Consider the following 19,148-nt stretch of genomic DNA (forward strand, 5'->3'; position numbering starts at 1 on the left):
TCAGTCCTTGGATATGTCTTCACCCGTCACATCGGGATTGCTTTCAGCCTGAGCGTCTGCGGCGACCTCGGCCGCTGTTTCCACCGCGACGAGACCGGCAGTCGGCGCCAGCGCCATATACGAGCCTGTCTGATCGCTCGTCGGCGCGGGACGGCGCGTCATCCGCCAGGCGGCATAGCCCGCCATCACGCCGAAAAGAACCGCAATGAAGAGGAAGAACCCCGACGGGCCGAAAACGGCCATGATCCAGCCGGTCAGGAGCGGACCGCCGATGGCCCCAACGCCGTTGATGAAGATGAGACCGGCCGAGGCTGCAGGCATATCCTCGCGCGCGAGGAAGTCGTTGGTATAGGCAACAAGCAACGAATAGAGCGGGTTGGACACCCCGCCCATCACGGCGGCGACACCAACGAGCGTGTAGAATTTCGCGTCCATCAGAACCGGAACGATAGTGCCGATTGCCCCAACGGCAGCAAGCCCCAGTACAAGTGTGCGCCGGTCCATCCGGTCAGACATCCAGCCGATCGGATATTGCAGCACGAGGCCGCCGACATAGATCGCCGCGACGAAGATCGACAGTTCCTTGACCGAGAGCCCGACCGTCGCGCCCCAGACCGAGGCCATGCCGAACTGGGCCGAGAACACCCCACCGAGGAGGAAGATACCGACACAGCCGAGAGGCGAGGTCTGATAGAGCTTCACGAAGCTCAGCGGCTTCGTCAGCTCAAAAGCGGGCGCCGGGCTCGCCGTCAGCAGGATCGGCGTGAAGGCAATGGAGACGAGCATCGAGGGGATGACGAAGAGGAAATAGCCCGACGGGTCGCCGATGTTCAAAAGCCCCTGCGCCGAGATGATGCCGAGCATCTGCATGATCATGTACAAGGACAGCGCCTGCCCCCGCGTTTCGTTCGTCGAGGCGTTGTTCAGCCAGCTTTCGGCGGTGATGTAGACGCCCGAGAAGGAGAATCCGATAAGGACCCGCATCAGCGACCAGGCGATCCAGTCGGGCGCAGCCGCATAGGCCACCAGAACCGCCGAGATCATCGAGCCCAAAGCCGCAAAGACACGGACATGTCCGACCGAGCGGATCATGTTCGGCGTCATCCGGCTGCCGAACAGGAAGCCGAGGAAATAGGCCGACATCACGACGGACATCTGCGTGGTTGAGAAGCCCTCGATCGCTCCCCGGATACCCAGAAGCGTGCCCTGCACACCATTGCCAATCATCAGGAGCATCATGCCCAGAAGCAGGGGCCAAGAGGTGCGCAGAACGGTCAGCATCGGAACGGTCTTTCAAAAGGATTGTGCAGCGGGATACGCCCGTTGGTACCGGATTTCACGCCTCGGCGCGACCGGGCGTCGCCGGATTACGCCGTTCGGGCAGGAGAAGCGAGGCGTCGCCATAGGAAAAGAAACGATAGCCGGACGCAATTGCGTGATCATAGACACGCCGCATGCGGTCCCTGCCCATCAGGGCCGAGACCAGCATCAGCAGCGTCGATTTCGGTAGGTGGAAATTGGTCATCAGCCCGTCTGTCACGCGGAACCGGTATCCCGGGTAGATGAAGATATCCGTCGTGCCCCGCCACGGGTGAATACGGCCATCTTCGCCTGCGGCACTTTCAATGAGTCTCAGCGCCGTGGTGCCGACCGGGATCACCCGGCCGCCGCTCTCGCGGGTCGCATTGATATCGGCGGCGGCTGCGTCGCTCACCTCGCCCCATTCGGCATGCATCCTGTGGGTCGTCACATCCTCCACCTTCACCGGCAGGAAGGTGCCCGCCCCGACATGAAGCGTCACATGGGTGAAAGCAACGCCCTTCGCAGCCAGTTGGGCGAGCAGATCATCATCGAAATGCAGCGACGCGGTCGGGGCGGCGACGGCACCGGAATTGCGGGCAAAGACGGTCTGGTAATCCTCGCGGTCCTGCGCGTCAGGCGCCCTCAGCGCGGCAATATAGGGTGGCAGAGGCATGGCGCCCGCCTCGGCAAGGGCAGCGTCGAAATCGGGGCCGGTAAGATTGAAAGCCAGTTCCGCCTGCCCCTCGGTGATCCCTACCACCTCGGCCGAGAGCGCATCCGAAAACCGGATGACCTCGCCCTCCTTCACCTTGCGCAATGGCTTTGCAAGCGCGGCCCAATGCCCTCCGGGGCGCGGCTCCAGAAGCGTGACCTCGACCTTCGCCACCGCCTCGCCCTGCCCGGTCGCGCGGGTTCGTGTACCCGCCAGACGCGCCGGGATGACCTTGGTATCGTTCAGCACCAACCTGTCGCCGGGGCCGAGCAGGTCGACCAGATCGCGGACATGCAAATCGTGCATCGCGTCGCCCTCGGCCACCAGAAGCCGCGCGGCGGTGCGCGGCCGCACGGGGCGGGTGGCGATCAGCCCCTCGGGCAGGTCGAAATCGAAATCGGAAAGCTTCATTGCTGCTGTTTCGGCGGGTTGGCGCGGAAGATGTTGCGGAACATGCCCGGCGTCAGGATTGAAAGCGGATTGACGCTGACCTTCGGCGCGTCAGCCGCTCCATACAGGCGATAGTTGAAGCCGAACAGCCCCTCGCCTTCACGCGAGACGACCTGCCCGATCTGGTTGATAAGATATACGGGGGAAACAGTGCCCTGCAGGTCGATCCGACCGGCGCCCGTGTCATAAAGCCCGTCGGCTGAGATGCCGAGAGAGGGGCCGGTCGCCGTTCCCTTGCGGATCTGAACAATGCCCGGGGTCAACCGGAAATCCCCGGTCACTCGCGAAAAGAGAATGCCAGGCCCGTTAAGCTGGCTGAGAAGCCCCACGACCGACACCGCGTCGAGAAGCGAGGCGAGAGCGGGAGCATCGACAACCCGGAGATCGCCGATCTGGATCTGGCCGTCATATGTGCCGGGTTCCCCGACCGGGGTCAGCGTCATGTCGAGCGCCCCGCCGACGCCCCGAGTGAAGATACCCGCAGCGCGCATGGCTGCGCCCGCGTCGGCGGCGCGCAGGTGAACGGCACTGCGGGTGCCGGATGGCGTCACGCGCCCGGTCACCGGCGCTTCGCCGTTCACGGTGCCGATGAACTCGCCGGTCAATCCGCCTTGAGTGGAGAAATCACCACGGAACCCGGTGAGTGAAATGCCCTCGGACACCTGAAGCCGGTCGAGCGCGACCGAAAGCGGCGCACCCTGCCCCCCGCCACTGCCGAATGACGCGCGACGCAGATCGACACTGCCGCCTTCGACGATGACCGCCACCGGCAGTCCCTGCCCCCGGCCACGCAGGGTTGCCGTGCCGTTGAACCAGTCTCCGATCCTTACCGATTTCAGCCGTACCGCTTCCAGCGCTCCCTTCGCGGTCAGCACGACCCTGCCCGAGGCCGTCAATCCCGGCGCTTCGATTTCGACGAGGTCGATCTCTGCCGGCTGACCGAGCCGCCCAACGACCGACAACCGGCCCGTGCCGCCCGCCCCCTTGGCCCAACCGACCTCGGGAATGCTGAGGTTCAGCCCCTTGAGGTTGGAGCCGAGCCGGAACTCGACCGGCTTGCCGCGTTCGAACCGCAGGACAATCCGCCCCTGCCCCGTACCCCGGACGGCCCCCGGCGGCAGGCCAATGGAAAAAGCCTCGAGAAAACGCGGCGACAGTTCAACGATGCCTTGCAGTTCGCTCTTGCCGCGGTGTTCGGGGGAAAACACCTGCCGCCAGGCGGCGTCGACCGGCACACCGGAAAAGATAGCGGGGCCAGAGATTTCCAGCCCCTCGCGCGTCGCAGTGACATCGAGCGCGGCGGCCGTCAGCAAGCGGTCGGGCGCAAGTGTATCAGAGCGGACATCGAGAAGTTTTCCGGTCACGCGGTAGTCGACATCCTCCGGCATGATCTTGCGGGCAAGGCGCAGGTCCAGCGCGGTTTCCAGCCGGGCGCGGCCCTCGGCCAGATCGACCGGACGGCCTGCCTTGGTCAGGAACTCGAAAGGCGGCTGATCGAGGAGCGACAGGGCGGCGGTTATTGAACTATCCGTCTTCAGCGTGAATTTCGCCGGGGCCGGTTTGATCCTCAGATCTGGGATCGCCATGACGCTGCCCGAGACATCGATGTCGCCACCTTCGGGCGCGGTCACATGGCCCCGGTCGACAACCAGCGTATAGGAATAGTCGTTGATCGTTGCATATCCCGCCCCGTTCTGAATCGGTGGCAGTGTCTTGATGATCCTGACCTCGGTGTCGCGGTAATCGTAGCCGAGCGTGAAATGCGGCTCCTGCCCCGGCCTCAGGCGGAACGCGGACACCACATCGAAAAGCTGACTTGTCGCGACGTTCTGTTCCAGCCAGGCGCGGGTCAGCGGCACCGCCGCAACGGGCCAAAGCGCCAGAAGCCGGTCAGACGTGATTTCGTTGACTGTCACATCCACGGCCACGTCCCAACCCGCCGGTGCGGCGGCGATGGTTCCCTTCGCGCCGATGCGCTGATCGCCGTCGGTCAGCATCATCTGGCCAAGCTCCAGTCGGAACGGATCGAGCCGCAGCCGGAAATCCAGAGCCCCCCCGCTCAACGTCACCGCATCGGTGAACACCCCTTCAGGGTCGGCCTTGAAATCCTCGATCCGGACCTGTGAGACCAGCGTCTCGGGCCAAGCCCCCTTGAAGTCCTTCAGCCAGGCCTTGGCACTGGCACGGACACGCAACGCCGTGCTGTCGACGTCGAGGTCCGAAAACGTCATCAGCGCGGCTTCGGGATCGTAGCTCATCGCCAACTTCACACGGTCGAACCGCACCGGTTTCGTATCGGCGGTCGGACGCAAAGCACCTTTGCCGATCTCCAGCACCGCAGAAAGCCCGCTATAGCGTCCCTCGGCATCGACACCCGTATCGAAGGCCCCCGAAATCGGCGCGTCGAGCGCGCCCAGGAACGACAGGGCCGGCGATTGCACCGCCAGATCGCGCGACGGCACATCGCTGAGGCGGACCGACAAGGCCGCCTCGGGCGTACCTTTGACCGAACGGAACGTGACCTCGGCCCGCGCGGGCGGCTTGCCGGTGTCGGCAAGCGCGGTGCCAAGGCCAATCTCGACCGCCTCGGCGCTGTTTGTGAGGGTCAGCCAACCGCCAGAGGCCCGCCAGACACGGCCGGTGCGCAGATCATCGAGCTGCATCGACAACCGGTCAACCTCGATCCTCTCGACATCGCGCAGCAGCGGAAGTTCGAACGCCGCGTCAACCACTTTCAGCAGTTCGGCAGGCTTGACAGCCTCCGCGGGTGCCGCCGCACCGGGACCAAGCGCCAGATCCAGCCGCCCATCCTCCAACCGGCGCAGGGCAATGCGGCCATCGCTGATATGCAGCGACCTAAGTTCGATCTTGCCGTCAAGCATTGGCCTTGCGTTCAGCGTGGTTCTCAGATCCGGCAGCAGGGCGATGCGGGTGCCAGTCTTGGAAAACAGCTCCACCCGCCGCAACCAGACATGCGGGATCAGATTTTCGTCGACCATGAGGTCAAGCCCGCCCAGCTTGGCCGATGCCTCCCCGGCCAGAACTGCGTTCGCGCGTGTCTCGACCTGTGCCACGAGCCAGCCGGGGGCAGCGACGACGCGCCCGGTCATGGAAAGCGCGACAAACGTCATGGAAACGAGCGACATCGTCAGGCCAAGCAAGGCCCATAGCCAGCGGCGGCGCCGAAAGGGTCCGGGGTCGGGTGATTTTCCCGCCTGTGACTCTGTCTGGTTCATACCGCTGCCAATGCCCCAACAAACCGTGCCATTGCAGCCCGGCCAAAGCTCCCCTTTATCTTTGCGGAAACGGAAGTAAAACACAAAGCCGAACCATTCGGCAAAGGACAGCGCACATGCTCAAACCCGGCGACAAGGCCCCCGATTTCACCCTGCACGGCAATGGCGATGCGACGGTATCGCTTGCGGGTTTTGCACCGAAGAAGGTGGTGCTCTACTTCTACCCCAAGGACGATACGCCGGGCTGCACGACCGAAGCGCTGGATTTCACCCGGCTGATGGACGAGTTTGATGCTGCCGGGACGGTCGTTGTGGGCATCTCGAAGGACAGCGCCAAGAAACACGACAAGTTCTGTGCAAAGCATGGGCTGGGTGTCATCCTGGCGTCCGATGAAAACAGCGACACCTGCGAACGTTATGGCGTGTGGGTGGAAAAGAACATGTATGGCCGGACCTATATGGGGATTGAACGGGCAACTTTCCTGATCGACGGCACCGGCCATATCGCGCGCATCTGGCCAAAGGTGAAGGTGAACGGCCATGCGGCCGAGGTGCTGGACGCGGCGCGCGCACTGTGAGCCTGACGCTGGCAGACATGGCGGTGGAGGTTCTGACCACCGCCAACGGGAGGGCAAAGACGGCGCTCAGCCATGCCCATGCTGCGCGCTGGCGCGAGGCCCGCGCGGCGGGAACCCCATTGCCGATTGGCCGGGCCAATCCGCCGATGCAGCCATCGCGGCCGGAACGACCTGAACTTCTGCCACCGCGCGACGTGCCCCGCCGCCGCACGGGCTCGCCGCAGGGGCGTATCGCGCTCTTGCACGCTCTGGCCCATATCGAGCTGAATGCGGTGGACCTGCACTGGGACATCATCGCGCGTTTCACCGATACCGAGATGCCCTTGGGATTCTACGACGACTGGGTGAAATCGGCCGACGAAGAATCCAAACATTTCAATCTTCTCTGCGACTGTCTTGAAGCGGTGGGCAGCCATTATGGCGCCCTGCCTGCCCATGCGTTCATGTGGCGGGCGGCCGAGGACACGGCCGATGATCTTCTCGGCCGTCTCGCCGTTGTGCCGATGGTGCTGGAGGCACGCGGGCTGGACGTGACGCCCGGCATGATCGAGATCTTCACCAAGGCCGACGAACCCGCCGCAACCGACGCGCTGAAGGTGATCTATGCCGAAGAGGTCGGCCATGTCGCCTACGGTGTGAAATGGTTCAACTGGCTGTGCGGACGCGACGGTCTTGATCCCAAGGAGGTCTTTCACGGCCTTGTCCGCAGGTATTTCCGTGGTGCCCTGAAACCGCCCTTCAACGAAGAAAAGCGCGCCGAGGCGGGGCTGCCTCCGGATTTCTACTGGCCGCTGGCCGAGGAGGTCGCCGAGGCGCCGGGCACCGCCGCGTTCCGGTAACCGCGCGATCGTCGGCGAAAGTTTGCCGAAACCGGCGGGTTCCAGCCGGCCGGGCGCCGGATTTGGTCAAAAATGTTGCAGGGGCATCACGGGGTTGTTAAGCCCTTGCGCCAAGGGGATGTCGTGGGGATGGCGTCCCGTCTTTCAAAACTAAAAAACGCAACGGGGAACAGTTTGCCAGCACGCCTGATGCACCGTTTTCACGCCGCCTTGGAGCGCCGACTGCCGGAACAGCGCCTGTTCCTGCGCTCCGATACCGAAACCCGCTTCGTCCGCCTGAAGCCGACCACCCAGGCCATCGCGCTTGGCGGATCGGCGGTCGTTCTGGCCTGGACCATCGTCGCCACGGCGATCCTGATGATGGACTCGATCGGCTCGGGAAGCGCCCGCGAACAGTCGCGGCGGGAAATGGCAACTTACGAGGCCCGGCTGGATGCGCTGTCGCAGGAACGCGACCGCCGCGCCGAGGAGGCGCTTGCGGCACAGGAACGCTTCGCCATCGCGCTCGAACAGGTTTCGTCGATGCAATCTGCCCTCCTCGCCTCGGAAGAGCGCCGCAAGGAACTGGAAACCGGCATCGGCGTCATTCAGACGACGCTGCGCCGGACAATGACCGAGCGCGACGAGGCGCGGACGCAAGTGGCCGAGCTGAACGCCAACCTCGCGGAAGGCCCGCAACTGGCCCAGACCGGTGCGGCCCCGGCGGATACGACCGAAACACTGGAGTTCGTGACCGCCGCCCTCGCCCGCACCGCGTCGGAACGTGACGAGATGTCGAGGGCCGCCGTCGTCGCCCGCGATCAGGCCGACGAGATCGCCTATGAGATGAAACTGCTCGAGGAGCGGCACGACGACATCTTCACGAGCCTCGAAGAGGCCGTGACGATCTCGATGGAGCCGCTGGACAAGATGTTCGCCTCTGCCGGGCTCGACCCCGATGACCTGATCAAGCAGGTACAGCGCGGCTATTCCGGCCAGGGCGGCCCGCTCGGCCCGCTTGCGCCGTCGATCGGCGGCAAGGCCGATCCCAATGCCGAACGCGCGTCGAAGATCCTCGATGGCCTCGACCGGATGAACCTCTATCGGATGGCAGTGGAAAAGGCGCCCTTTGCGATGCCGCTCAAGACCTCGTTCCGCTACACGTCGGGCTTCGGACGTCGCTGGGGCAGGATGCACGAAGGCACCGATTTCGCCGGCGCGCACGGCTCGCCCATCTACGCAACGGCCGACGGCACGGTCATCCATGCCGGCTGGGAATCGGGCTACGGCAACCTTGTGAAGATCCGCCACGACTTCGGCATCGAGACCCGTTACGGCCATATGTCGAAAGTCCGCGTCGAGGTTGGTCAAAAGGTCTCGCGCGGGGACCGGATCGGTGATATGGGGAACACCGGCCGCTCAACCGGAACGCATCTGCACTACGAGGTGCGCGTCAACGGAGCGGCGAAGAATCCGATGACGTATATCAAGGCGGCCAACAATGTTTTCTAAAAGCAGGATCAACGAGCCCGGACCGAAAGCGGGAGCAGAGACCGAACAACCCAAGGCCTCCGAGCCCGTAGCGAAGCCTGCCTTCGACTATGCGTCGAGCACGCCGAAGCCGAAGCCCCCGGCATCGGTTCTGTCGTCGGACCTGACGATCACCGGAAATCTCAAGACCACCGGCGATATCCAGGTCGAGGGCACGGTCGAGGGCGACATCCGCGCCCATCTGCTGACGATTGGCGAATCCGCCACGATCAAGGGCGAGATCGTCGCTGACGACGTCGTGGTCAATGGCCGCGTCATCGGCCGCGTGCGCGGTCTGAAGGTGCGTCTGACATCAACCGCACGGGTCGAGGGCGACATTATCCACAAGACCATCGCCATCGAATCCGGCGCACATTTCGAGGGCTCCGTGCAACGCCAGGAAGACCCGCTGTCGCTCGGCAACCCGGTGGCACCGAAAGCCGCGCCGGCCCCGGCCCCGGCGAAGTAAGCCGCACGAACCCGCGGAAGCTGTTTCAGGGCGCCTTCGGGCGCCCTTTGTTTTCAGTGGCCCGTCAGGCGGATCGAGAAAATTGAAATTCGTTCGGTCACCGTTCCGCAGGCGGTGCCCATCAAGGCTGCATCAAGCGCCGGTACATGTGCCATGTCGCGTGGCCGAGTATGGGAAGCGCCGCGAACAACCCTAGAAACATCGGTACCATTCCCGCAAAGAGGATCAGCGTGATGACCGCGCCCCATGCGGCCATCGCGATGGGATTGGCAAGAACCGCCTTTGTCGAATGGATCATCGCGGTCACGAAATCCACCTCGCGGTCCAGAAGCAGCGGCAGGCCGGCCACTGTGATGGCAAAGAGAACCCCGGCAAAACCCGCCCCCACCGCGCCACCGATGAGCAGCATCAAGGGGCCGTTTCCTGTGAAGAAGAGCGTGATGATATCGGTGCCCGAGGTGAAGGCCCTGAGCCCCATGAAGAGCGCAAACAGCGCGTGCGCCACGAAGACCCAGAAGAGGAAGATCACGATGATCACGGCCGCCATCGCGGGGATCTGGCGATCCTTCTGGGCAAAGACCACGCCAAGGATTTCGCCCCAGGGCCGGGTCTCGCCTGCCTCGATCCGACGGCTGACCTCGTAGAGCCCGACGGCGGCAAAGGGCGCAAGAAGCGGGAAACCGACGGCCACGGGGGCCAGCCACCATTCCTGACCGGCGACACCGTAGATACGCCACAGGATGAGCCCGCCCGCGACATAGACAGCGCTGAAAAAGAGACCAAAGAGCGGTGCTTTCAGAAAATCGCCGAGCCCCAAGCGCAGCACTGCTTTGATGTCCGATACTTCGATATTGCGAATTTCGGGCAGCGGATCGGGTCCCCGGTCCGTTTCGTTCATCTTCCCTCCCTTTCCCGCGCGCCGTTGAAGGCTAGGGCAGAGGGTAGGATTCGGGCAAGCGTCGTGTCTAGTCGTCCGCCTGCGCCTCGGCGCGGCTTTTTCCCGCAACATCCATCGCCAGCGTTGCCGCCATGAAGGCGTCGAGATCGCCGTCCAGCACGCCCTGCGTGTCCGAGGTTTCGTGCCCCGTCCGCAGGTCCTTCACCATCTGGTAGGGTTGCAGCACATAGGACCGGATCTGGTTGCCCCATCCGGCCGATCCCTTGGCCTCGTGCTGAGCGTTGATCGCGGCGTTCCGCCGGTCAAGCTCCATCTGGTAGAGCCGTGATTTCAGTGCCTTCATCGCGATATCGCGGTTTTGGTGCTGCGACTTTTCCGACGAGGTCACGACGATGCCCGTGGGCAGGTGGGTGATGCGCACGGCCGAGTCGGTCGTGTTCACGTGCTGGCCGCCCGCGCCTGAGGACCGGTAGGTGTCGATGCGGATATCATTCGGCGCGACCTCGATCTCGATATTGTCGTCGACGACCGGATAGACCCAGACCGACGCGAAGGACGTCTCACGCGTGCCCTTGCCGAAGGGCGAGATACGGACCAGCCGGTGCACCCCGCTTTCGGATTTCAGCCAGCCATAGGCGTTCTGGCCGGATATCTTGTAGGCGCATGACTTGATGCCCGCCTCGGTGCCGGGTTCCTCGGACTGCAATTCAACGGTGAAGCCGCGGCTTTCAGCCCAGCGGACATACATCCGCTGCAGCATCTGCGCCCAGTCGCAGGCCTCGGTCCCGCCGGCACCGGCATTGATTTCAAGGAACGTGTCGTTGCCATCCGCCTCGCCGTCCAGAAGCGCCTCCAGCTCTTTCGCGGCGGCGAACTCCTTCAGTGCTTTCAGCGAGCCCTCGGCCTCGGCGACGATCTCCTTGTCGTCCTCCATCTCGCCCAGTTCGATCAGGTCGACATTGTCCTTCAGCTCGCGTTCGACCTTCTTATAGGTCTCGATCGCGTCCATCAGCATCTGGCGGTCGCGCATCAGCTTTTGCGCCCGGGCCGGGTCAGACCAGAGGTCCCCGTCCTCGATCATCGCGTTCATTTCTTCCAGACGATGCGGCGCCGTTTCCCAGTCCAGCCGCTGGCCCAGAAGCTTGAGCGATTTTCCAATCGCTTCGGCAATGTTTTCCATCTCGGCGCGCATGGGCCTTGGTCCTTCCAGATCGTTCGGCGCGGTGATAGCCGAGCCACCCATCCCCGGCAAGAGGACGGGCACCCGGCGTGCTATCGGGTGTCAGTAAAGTCCGCCGGAACTCAACGTGCCGAAATCGGCTTTCTTCGGGATGATCTTGGTCTGGCCAGTCGAGGTCGTGACGGTCGTGCCGCCCTCATCCCCGCCCAATTCGCCATAGGCGAAGAGCGGCAGGTTCTGGCCCATCGCAAAGCCGCCATCGACCATCGCGCCGATACCGAAGATCGGGATCTCGTCGTCGCGGAAAAACTCGGCCTGCACAAAGTCGCCCTCGACATCGTCAGGAAGCCGTTCGCCGGTGAACCGGTTGATCTTGATGAAATGGCCGCCTGCGGGAACCTTGAACTCTGACCCGCCGTATTTCTTCACCGCTTCCTGCATGAAGGCGTTGAAGACCGGCACGCAGAGCGTACCGCCATAGGCGCCGCGGCCAAGCGAGCGGGGCTGGTCATAGCCCATGTAGCAGCCCGCGACGATGTTCGAGGTGAAGCCGATGAACCACACATCCTTGGCGTCGTTGGTGGTGCCGGTCTTGCCGCCTGTCGGCACCGGCAGGCGCACGCCCGAGCCTGAGCCCCGCTGCACGACGCCCTGCAGCATCGAGGTAAGCTGATAGGCGGTGACGGCATCCATCACGCGTTCGCGGTTAGACGCAATGCGTGGTGCGGCGCCGGGGTCGAGGCTCGCCAGCCTGCAATCGTCGCAGGTCCTCTGGTCGTGACGATAGACCGTGCGGCCCCAGCGGTCCTGAACGCGGTCTACAAGCGTCGGTTCCACCCTCTCGCCGCCATTGGCGAACATCGCGTAGGCCGCGACCATCTTGAACAAAGTTGTTTCCTGCGCGCCGAGCGAATTCGCGAGGAACGGTTCCAGCCGGTCATAGACACCGAACCGTTCGGCGTAGCCCGCGACCGTGCGCATAGTGATTTCCTGCGCGATCCGCACGGTCATCAGGTTCCGCGACTGTTCGATCCCGGTCCGCATCGGCGTCGGCCCGTAGAACTTGTTCGAGGCGTTTTTGGGTCGCCAGAGACCCTGCGGCGTGTCGACCTCGATCGGCGCGTCGACGATGATCGTGGCAGGAGAGAACCCGCTGTCGAGTGCGGCGGCATAGACGAAGGGCTTGAAGGACGAGCCCGGCTGGCGCTGCGCCTGCGTCGCACGGTTAAAGACCGACGATTGATAGGAAAAACCGCCCTGCATTGCGATGACGCGGCCGGTATTGACGTCCATCGCCATGAACCCGCCCTGCACCTCAGGCACCTGCCTGAGCGACCAGCGCTTGAACGTGCCATCCTCATTGGCGAGCGCCGCGACCAGTACCACGTCGCCAACCGAAACCAGATCGCCCGCGACCTTTGCTTTCGGACCGAGCTTGCCGTCAGCCAGCCGCTTCTTGGCCCAGGTCACATCCTCGGCCGGAATCCAATGACCGTCCTCGTCGTCGCTGACACCCTCGATCCCGATCCGCGCCGATTTCTCGCCCAGTTCCAGCACCACGGCGGGCAGCCAGCCGGCCACGTCGCGCGGCACCTCGGCCAAAGCAAGGGCGGCACGCCATTTCTCCTCACTCTCCAGCTCGGATGCCTCGATCACCTGTTTGGTTCCGCGCCAGACCCCAAGGTTGCGGTCATAGCTTTCGAGCGCTTCCTGCAACGCGATCGCGGCCTGATCCTGCATCTCGGGATCGACCGTCGCTCGGATCGTCAGGCCACCGCCAAAGAACTCCGCCTCGCCAAAGCTTTTCGACAACTGGCGACGAATCTCGTCGGTGAAGTAGTCCCGTGGCGGGAGGCCGGACTTGAACGACGCGTAGTCGCCGCTTTGCACCGTCTTTAGGGGCGCGGCCTGCGCGGTCTCCAACGCCGCGTCGTCGATGTAGCCGTTCTGGAACATCTCGCGCAGCACGTAGTTGCGCCGGTCGATGGCGGCCTCGCGGTTATGTACGGGATGATAGCTGTAGGGCGCCTTGGGTAGGGCCGCGAGATAGGCGGCCTCTTCCACCGTCAGTTCCGAGAGCGTCTTGTTGAAATAGGTCTGCGCGGCCGAGGCCACACCGAAGGAGAGGAAGCCAAGGTCGATCTCATTGAGGTAAAGCTCCAGAATCTTGTCCTTGGACAGCGTATCGACGAGCCGGGTGGCAAGCACCAGTTCCTTGATCTTGCGCTCGGCAGTGCGTTCGCCGCCAAGGAGGAAGTTCTTCGCCACCTGCTGCGGGATCGTGGAGGCTCCGCGCAGGTTCTTGCCACGCGACTTGACCGCATCCCAAAGGGCACCTGCCATGCCGCGCGCATCAAAGCCCTGATGTGAATAGAAATTTTTGTCTTCCGCCGAGATGAAGGCCGATTTCACGACCTCCGGGATCTCCTCGATCGGCGCGAAGATACGCCGCTCGGTGGCGAACTCGTCCATGAGACGCCCCTCGCCGGAATAGATCCGGCTGATCGTCTTCGGTGTGTACTGCGCAAGGTATTCGTGGTCCGGCAGGTCGCGGGCATACATCCAGAAAACGGCGCCCACCGTCAGCGCGGCAAAAACCGCGCCGGTAACGATCCAGCTGAAAATGCCCCCGAAGAAGGACAGAATGAAACGGAGCACGTCGGACTCTCCCGTACAAAACAGGCTGTCTATATAGTGCGCGCTGACGCGGGTCAAAACAACTCGCACCGCGCGGGAGGAAACGGCAGCGCCCCGCCGGAACCAGACGAAAAATCCTGCAAGGATTTTTGCGAAGAGTTTTTAAAAGATTCTTCGGCCCGGCCTGGTGCCGGTGCTACTGCCGGATAAGCCGAGCCTCGGTCGCATCAGCCTCGGCCCATGTCCGGATTGCCTCCAGAATGGCATCCTGCATACCCGCCCGCCAGTCCGGATCGGCCAGCCGCGCCCGGTCCTCGTCTGATGACAGGAAGCCGATTTCAAGTAGAACGGAGGGGATATCGGGCGATTTAAGGACCGAGAATTCGGCCCGCTGGATCGGGTGGCGATGCAGTTTTCCGCCTTCTGAACGGATCGCATCGACGATAGCCGAGGCCAGTCGCGCGCTCCGTGGCTGGGTTTCCGCCCGGGCCAGATCCATCAGCGCGAAAGCCACGTCGTCATCCTGTCCGGCCAGGTCGACGCCAGCCAGAAGGTCCGCCCGGTCGTGGCGCTCGGCGAGCCGGCGCGCGACAAGGTCTTCTGCCCCTTCGGAAAGAAGATACACCGTCGCCCCCGTAGCCTCACCCGCGTCCAATGCGTCTGCGTGAAGCGAAAGGAAGACATCCGCCCCGGCCGCCCGGGCGATGGACACGCGAGTCTCCAGCGGCACAAAGACGTCCGCCTCGCGGGTCAGCACCACCTCCATCCCGGCAGCGCGGAGCTTCTCCGACAGCTCGCGTGAGAAGCCCAGCACAACCTCGGCCTCATCGCTCCCGCCTGCCTCGGCGCCGGGATCGATGCCGCCATGACCGGGATCGAGCGCCACGACGAGAGGTAAGTCACCCGTTTGCCGGGTCTTGGCCGTCGCGGGGATCGTTGCGGGTTCGGGCAAAGCCCAGCGTGTGTCGGCCGGGGTGCCACCCTGAGTAATGTTGGCGAACTCGACCGCTGATACGGGTTCCAGAAGAAGCCGGATTGCCGCCCCCCTTTCGGCCTGCGCTTCCTCGGCCCGCGCGATCCTGTAGGGCCTGTCGAGTTCCGCAACCAGCCGTGTCCAACCGGCCCGCACGGGTCCGATTCGGAGCGCGGTCACGCGCGCTGAATGATCAAGATCGGCAAGACCTCCGGCATCCTCTGTATCCGCAAGATCGACGACCAACCGGGGCGGACCGTCCAAAAGAAATGCCCGGTAAGGCACCGCTCGGCTGATCGCCAGCGACAGCGAGACACCCTGCCCGGCATCCACCAATGTCGATGCTGTCGCGTCGATCCGTGCAGGCTCTGCCTCCTCTGCCGCGAAAACGGCGGGGGTCTTGAGAAACGCCACGGAGACGAAGAGAAGGATCAGAAACCGAACTGCCCGCATGTACCTGCCTTTTTGGGCGGCATCTTATGCCGGTCATGCCGCCGGGGGAATCCCCATCAATCAGACATGCCGCCCCATGAACGCAGCGAGCCGTGCGAGGCCTTCACGGATATCGGCAGTGGAGCGGGCATAGGAGAACCGCAGGGTCTGGCCGCCGCGATGCGGATCGAAATCAAGCCCCGGCGTCACCGCCACCCCCGCCCGGTCGAGGATCTCGGCGGCAAAGGCCCGGCTATCCTCGGTCAGGTCCGAGACATCGGCATAAATGTAAAAGGCCCCGTCTGGCGGCGCGATTTTCGTGAACCCGGCTTTTGGCAGTCCCTCCAGCATCAGCCGCCGGTTTTCGGCATAGACCGACCGGTTTGCCTCCAACTCGTCGATGCAGTCGAGCGCGCCAAGGGCAGCAACCTGGCTGGCATGGGGCGGACAGATGAACATGTTCTGCGCCAGCCTTTCAACGATGCGGATATGGTCTTCGGGCACGACCATCCAGCCGATACGCCAGCCGGTCATCGAGAAATACTTGGAGAACGAGTTGATGACATAGACATCGTCGGAGATTTCCAGTGCCGAAACCGCCCGGCCCTCATAATGCAGGCCATGATAGATCTCGTCGGAAACGAAACTGATCCCTTTGGCTTGTGCCGCCCCGATCAGGGCCGCCAGCGCGTCACGGTCAAGCATCGTGCCCGACGGATTTGCGGGCGAGGCGACGATCAAACCGGCGATATCGGCCGGAATGTCACCGGGGCGTGGCTGATACCGGTCTTCAACGCGGGTCGGAATGCCGACGGGCGTCAGGGAAAGTGCGCGCAAGATTTGGCGGTAGGAGGGATAGCCCGGTTCGCCCAGGGCCACGCGGTCGCCCGCGTCGAAAAGGGCGGTAAAGGCAAGAAGAAAGGCCGCAGAAGAGCCCGCCGTGACCACGATCCGGCCGGGATCGAGCGCAATCCCATACCAGCTCTGGTAGAGCCGGGCGATGCCTTTGCGCAATTCTGGTAGGCCGAGTGTCACAGTATAGCCGAGCGCGTCGCGTTCCATTGCCTGCGCCAATGCCGTGCGGGCCCCGGCCGGAGCGGGCGTCGAGGGCTGGCCAACCTCCATGTGGATGATGTGGCGGCCCGTGGCCTCGGCCGCGCGCGCGGCCTCCATCACGTCCATCACAATGAAGGCATCGACCACCCCACGGCTTGAACTGCGCATCTTTCCCTCTCTATCCTGCGGGCGACGTGGGGTTCTTCCCAGTCCGGCGATGCGAGGTCAATGGCTGTTCCGGCGGTCAGGCTTGTGGCGGGCCGGTTTCTGTGATCTTCGCCCCGGATGCATTCCCGCGCGCCATCGCGCCGCCAGACAGGACAGATATATGAAACTCGCCCCCCTCGCCCTTGCCGCTTTGCTGGCCACGCCTGCTACCGCCTTCGACATCTCGGCGATGTCAGAGGCAGAGCGCGAGGCGTTCCGGGCCGAGATCCGCGCCTATCTTCTAGACAATCCCGAAGTGCTGACCGAGGCGATTGAGGTGCTGCAGACCCGTCAGGCAGAAGAGGCCGCGATGCAGGACCTGAATCTCGTCAAGGCGAATGCCGATGACATCTTCAGCGATGGTCATTCCTATGTCGGCGGCAATCCCGACGGCGACATCACGGTCGTCGAGTTCATCGACTATCGCTGCGGATATTGCCGCAAGGCCCATGCCGAGGTGGCCGAACTGATCCAGTCGGATGGCGATATCCGCTATATCGTCAAGGAATTCCCGATCCTCGGCGAGCAGTCGGTGATTGCCGCGAGGTTCGCCATCGCCACGCTTCAGGTCGCCGGAAGCGAGGCTTATGCCAAGGTCAATGCCGGTTTCTACGAAAGCTTCCGCGGTGACGTCAGCATCGAAACGCTGACCGCCTTTGCCGACAGCTTCGATATCGACGCCGAGCCGATCATCGCCCATATGGACGCGCCGGAAGTGACGAAAGTGATCGAGGAAAACCACCTTCTGGCACAGCGCATGCAGATCTCGGGCACGCCGACCTTCGTTATGGGCAACCAGATGCTACGTGGCTACGCGCCGCTGAACGAGATGCAGGCCATCGTCGCCGGGGAGCGCGGCTGAGGTCGGCATTGCCCTTCATTACTGATTAATCTTGTTGCGCAAGTGTGCGGGTATGGATGCAAACCGCACATCAACGCCAAAAACCGTCCCCTATTGGCAGTGGCTGGATCAGATTTTTTCTGCCCGGTCTGTTGGACGCGGCGGTGTGGTCCGGCGCAACACCCGGGATGTAGAACTGCGCATAGGCCGCATGACACTCGAACTGGAAGTCAGACGTCGCGGGTATCATATGGTGGAGTGCGGCGGGCAATTCGTGATCTTTTGCGACCGCGGTGACATCAGGCTTATCTGCTAACCTGCCCGCAGGAAGAATTTTGAAACAAAATTCTTCCCTTCCGAAAATCCTTCATGAAGGATTTTCTCCGGGCAGTTGAGCATGACACAGATCATGGTTCGGACCCGGTATGGCTGATTGAAATGGCGCAATATCATTCTGGAGATGGTCATGACAGCACCGCTTGACGGCCTCACGATCCTCGACCTTACCCATGTGCTCGCGGGCCCCTTCGCCTCGGCGACGCTCGGAGATCTCGGCGCGCATGTGATCAAGGTCGAACGGCCCGGTACAGGCGATGACACCCGCGCCTTTCCCCCGTTCAAGGGAGAGGAGAGCGCATATTTCGCGGGCCTCAACCATGGCAAGCTCTCGATCGCGCTCGACCTGAAGGATGATGGCGACCGGGCGATCTTCGAGCGTCTGCTCGCACGGGCCGATATCCTGCTGGAAAATTACCGTCCCGGAACAATGGAAAAGCTCGGTTATGGCTGGGACACGCTGGAAAAGCGGTTCCCGCGCCTCATCTATGGTGCGGTATCCGGCTTTGGGCATACTGGTCCCGAGGCCGGAAAACCCGCCTATGACATGGTTGTTCAGGCGCGCGGCGGGGTGATGTCGATCACCGGCGAGGAAGGTGGTCCGCCGGTCAGGGTCGGCGCGTCGATCGGCGATATCGTCGCGGGCATGTATCTGGTTCAGGGCGTCCTTGCCGCATTGTTGCGCCGCGACCGCGACGGAAGGGGGGCGAAAATCGATATCTCGATGCTCGACGCCCAGCTTGCGATCATGGAACATGCCGTCGCCATAACTTCGGTGACCGGCCGGCCTCCGGGCCCGACCGGCGCCCGCCACCCGACGATCACGCCCTTTTCCACCTATCGCGCCGCCGACGGGTTTTTCGTCATCGCTGCCGGCAACGATGCGCTTTTTACGAAACTCTGCGCTGCGCTGGGGCTTGGCGACCTGCCCGCCGATCCGCGATTCGCGACCAATGCGACGCGTTGTGAAAATGTCCATCTTCTCAAACGGATGATCGAAGCCGTTACACTGGGTGAACCCCGCGCCCACTGGATCGCTGCGCTGGAGGCGGCGGGCGTACCGACGGGTCGTTTGCAGGATATGGCTGAGGTTCTCGCCGATCCCCAGCTGCTGGCCCGTCACATGGTGACAGAGGTTCCTGCCCGGCCGGGCGGAAACGTCTTCATGGCCGCTGGAAACCCGATCAAGATGACCGGTCTGACCGATCCCGCCCCGCGCGGTCCGGCGCCTGCGCTGGATGGCGACCGGGCGGCAGTGCTTGCCTGGCTGGAGGACGGCTGACCCTCAGGATTGTGTTGATCGGTGGCGAAGATCGTGTTGTCGCCTCCAGAACCGTGGTCTGATCAGCGAGCGCCGATCATGAACGTGTCTTGGTCTTCGCAGACACGAACGCTGGAGTGACAGACGAGCCTCCGGCCCGGCGGCAGGATCGAGGCGCGGGCGCGACACGTCTCGCTCGACCATTGCCTTCTGCAGTCACATCTCAATTGAC

General features: G+C 63.4%; 14 protein-coding genes. 6 read left to right on the forward strand and 8 right to left on the reverse strand.

The features are described 5' to 3' along the window. The 3 genes from OEZ71_RS02025 to OEZ71_RS02035 are packed head-to-tail and all read right to left on the reverse strand — an operon-like array spanning position 1 to position 5,610. Positions 1 to 1,281, reverse strand: a complete 1,281-nt coding sequence (locus tag OEZ71_RS02025; protein ID WP_263738257.1) for an MFS transporter — start codon at positions 1,279 to 1,281, stop codon at positions 1 to 3. A 55-nt stretch (positions 1,282 to 1,336) separates the two neighbouring features. Further along, entirely contained in the window at positions 1,337 to 2,425 is a 1,089-nt protein-coding gene (queA, locus tag OEZ71_RS02030) for a tRNA preQ1(34) S-adenosylmethionine ribosyltransferase-isomerase QueA (protein ID WP_263738258.1), read from the reverse strand. After that, positions 2,422 to 5,610 (reverse strand): AsmA-like C-terminal region-containing protein, encoded by a 3,189-nt coding sequence (locus tag OEZ71_RS02035; RefSeq protein WP_263738259.1) that lies wholly within the window; start codon positions 5,608 to 5,610, stop codon positions 2,422 to 2,424. Before OEZ71_RS02035 ends, queA begins: the two co-directional genes overlap by 4 nt. Positions 5,611 to 5,816: 206 nt before the next feature. Here OEZ71_RS02035 and bcp point away from each other — a divergent pair, with 206 nt between their 5' ends. The 4 genes from bcp (at position 5,817) to OEZ71_RS02055 (ending at position 9,095) form a co-directional block, all read left to right on the forward strand. After that, positions 5,817 to 6,278 (forward strand): thioredoxin-dependent thiol peroxidase, encoded by a 462-nt coding sequence (gene bcp / locus OEZ71_RS02040; protein ID WP_263738260.1) that lies wholly within the window; start codon positions 5,817 to 5,819, stop codon positions 6,276 to 6,278. A 17-nt stretch (positions 6,279 to 6,295) separates the two neighbouring features. Next, on the forward strand, positions 6,296 to 7,117 hold the full coding sequence (locus OEZ71_RS02045; protein WP_263738979.1) for a ferritin-like domain-containing protein: 822 nt from the start codon (positions 6,296 to 6,298) through the stop codon (positions 7,115 to 7,117). Between the two features lie 174 nt (positions 7,118 to 7,291). Then, positions 7,292 to 8,608 (forward strand): M23 family metallopeptidase, encoded by a 1,317-nt coding sequence (locus OEZ71_RS02050; protein ID WP_263738261.1) that lies wholly within the window; start codon positions 7,292 to 7,294, stop codon positions 8,606 to 8,608. Further along, positions 8,598 to 9,095 (forward strand): bactofilin family protein, encoded by a 498-nt coding sequence (locus OEZ71_RS02055; RefSeq protein WP_263738262.1) that lies wholly within the window; start codon positions 8,598 to 8,600, stop codon positions 9,093 to 9,095. Before OEZ71_RS02050 ends, OEZ71_RS02055 begins: the two co-directional genes overlap by 11 nt. A gap of 121 nt (positions 9,096 to 9,216) precedes the next feature. On the opposite strand, the gene OEZ71_RS02060 is transcribed toward OEZ71_RS02055, so the two are convergent. The 5 genes from OEZ71_RS02060 to OEZ71_RS02080 all read right to left on the reverse strand — a co-directional run bounded on the left by OEZ71_RS02060 (position 9,217) and on the right by OEZ71_RS02080 (position 16,439). Then, positions 9,217 to 9,993 (reverse strand): DUF2189 domain-containing protein, encoded by a 777-nt coding sequence (locus OEZ71_RS02060; protein ID WP_263738263.1) that lies wholly within the window; start codon positions 9,991 to 9,993, stop codon positions 9,217 to 9,219. Positions 9,994 to 10,060: 67 nt separating this feature from the next. Further along, positions 10,061 to 11,185, reverse strand: coding sequence for a peptide chain release factor 2 (gene prfB, locus OEZ71_RS02065; RefSeq protein WP_263738264.1), 1,125 nt, complete (start codon positions 11,183 to 11,185; stop codon positions 10,061 to 10,063). A gap of 90 nt (positions 11,186 to 11,275) precedes the next feature. Then, complete coding sequence (locus tag OEZ71_RS02070; RefSeq protein ID WP_263738265.1) at positions 11,276 to 13,831, reverse strand: penicillin-binding protein 1A; 2,556 nt, start codon at positions 13,829 to 13,831, stop codon at positions 11,276 to 11,278. Between the two features lie 175 nt (positions 13,832 to 14,006). Beyond that, positions 14,007 to 15,236, reverse strand: coding sequence for an N-acetylmuramoyl-L-alanine amidase (locus OEZ71_RS02075; protein WP_263738266.1), 1,230 nt, complete (start codon positions 15,234 to 15,236; stop codon positions 14,007 to 14,009). Positions 15,237 to 15,296: 60 nt separating this feature from the next. Next, the gene (locus OEZ71_RS02080) at positions 15,297 to 16,439 is read right to left on the reverse strand and encodes a pyridoxal phosphate-dependent aminotransferase (protein WP_263738267.1); all 1,143 of its coding nucleotides are present in this window, start codon (positions 16,437 to 16,439) and stop codon (positions 15,297 to 15,299) included. Positions 16,440 to 16,599: 160 nt separating this feature from the next. Here OEZ71_RS02080 and OEZ71_RS02085 point away from each other — a divergent pair, with 160 nt between their 5' ends. Beyond that, positions 16,600 to 17,340: a DsbA family protein gene (locus OEZ71_RS02085; RefSeq protein ID WP_263738268.1), complete on the forward strand. Its 741-nt coding sequence runs from the start codon at positions 16,600 to 16,602 to the stop codon at positions 17,338 to 17,340. A gap of 445 nt (positions 17,341 to 17,785) precedes the next feature. Continuing rightward, the gene (locus OEZ71_RS02090; protein WP_263738269.1) at positions 17,786 to 18,937 is read left to right on the forward strand and encodes a CaiB/BaiF CoA transferase family protein; all 1,152 of its coding nucleotides are present in this window, start codon (positions 17,786 to 17,788) and stop codon (positions 18,935 to 18,937) included. The last annotated feature ends 211 nt before the right edge of the window (positions 18,938 to 19,148 follow it).

It is taken from the genome of Albidovulum litorale, assembly GCF_025751495.1.
Classification (GTDB): domain Bacteria; phylum Pseudomonadota; class Alphaproteobacteria; order Rhodobacterales; family Rhodobacteraceae; genus Albidovulum; species Albidovulum litorale.

What these genes read in the sequence shown, in the direction of transcription:
- OEZ71_RS02075 (WP_263738266.1), bottom strand. Translation starts at nt 15,236, where the DNA reads ATGCGGGCAGTTCGGTTTCTGATCCTTCTCTTCGTCTCCGTGGCGTTT.
- OEZ71_RS02035 (WP_263738259.1), bottom strand. Translation starts at nt 5,610, where the DNA reads ATGTCGCTCGTTTCCATGACGTTTGTCGCGCTTTCCATGACCGGGCGC.
- bcp (WP_263738260.1), top strand. Translation starts at nt 5,817, where the DNA reads ATGCTCAAACCCGGCGACAAGGCCCCCGATTTCACCCTGCACGGCAAT.
- OEZ71_RS02060 (WP_263738263.1), bottom strand. Translation starts at nt 9,993, where the DNA reads ATGAACGAAACGGACCGGGGACCCGATCCGCTGCCCGAAATTCGCAAT.
- OEZ71_RS02085 (WP_263738268.1), top strand. Translation starts at nt 16,600, where the DNA reads ATGAAACTCGCCCCCCTCGCCCTTGCCGCTTTGCTGGCCACGCCTGCT.
- OEZ71_RS02025 (WP_263738257.1), bottom strand. Translation starts at nt 1,281, where the DNA reads ATGCTGACCGTTCTGCGCACCTCTTGGCCCCTGCTTCTGGGCATGATG.
- OEZ71_RS02055 (WP_263738262.1), top strand. Translation starts at nt 8,598, where the DNA reads ATGTTTTCTAAAAGCAGGATCAACGAGCCCGGACCGAAAGCGGGAGCA.
- OEZ71_RS02045 (WP_263738979.1), top strand. Translation starts at nt 6,296, where the DNA reads ATGGCGGTGGAGGTTCTGACCACCGCCAACGGGAGGGCAAAGACGGCG.
- prfB (WP_263738264.1), bottom strand. Translation starts at nt 11,185, where the DNA reads ATGCGCGCCGAGATGGAAAACATTGCCGAAGCGATTGGAAAATCGCTC.
- queA (WP_263738258.1), bottom strand. Translation starts at nt 2,425, where the DNA reads ATGAAGCTTTCCGATTTCGATTTCGACCTGCCCGAGGGGCTGATCGCC.
- OEZ71_RS02080 (WP_263738267.1), bottom strand. Translation starts at nt 16,439, where the DNA reads ATGCGCAGTTCAAGCCGTGGGGTGGTCGATGCCTTCATTGTGATGGAC.
- OEZ71_RS02090 (WP_263738269.1), top strand. Translation starts at nt 17,786, where the DNA reads ATGACAGCACCGCTTGACGGCCTCACGATCCTCGACCTTACCCATGTG.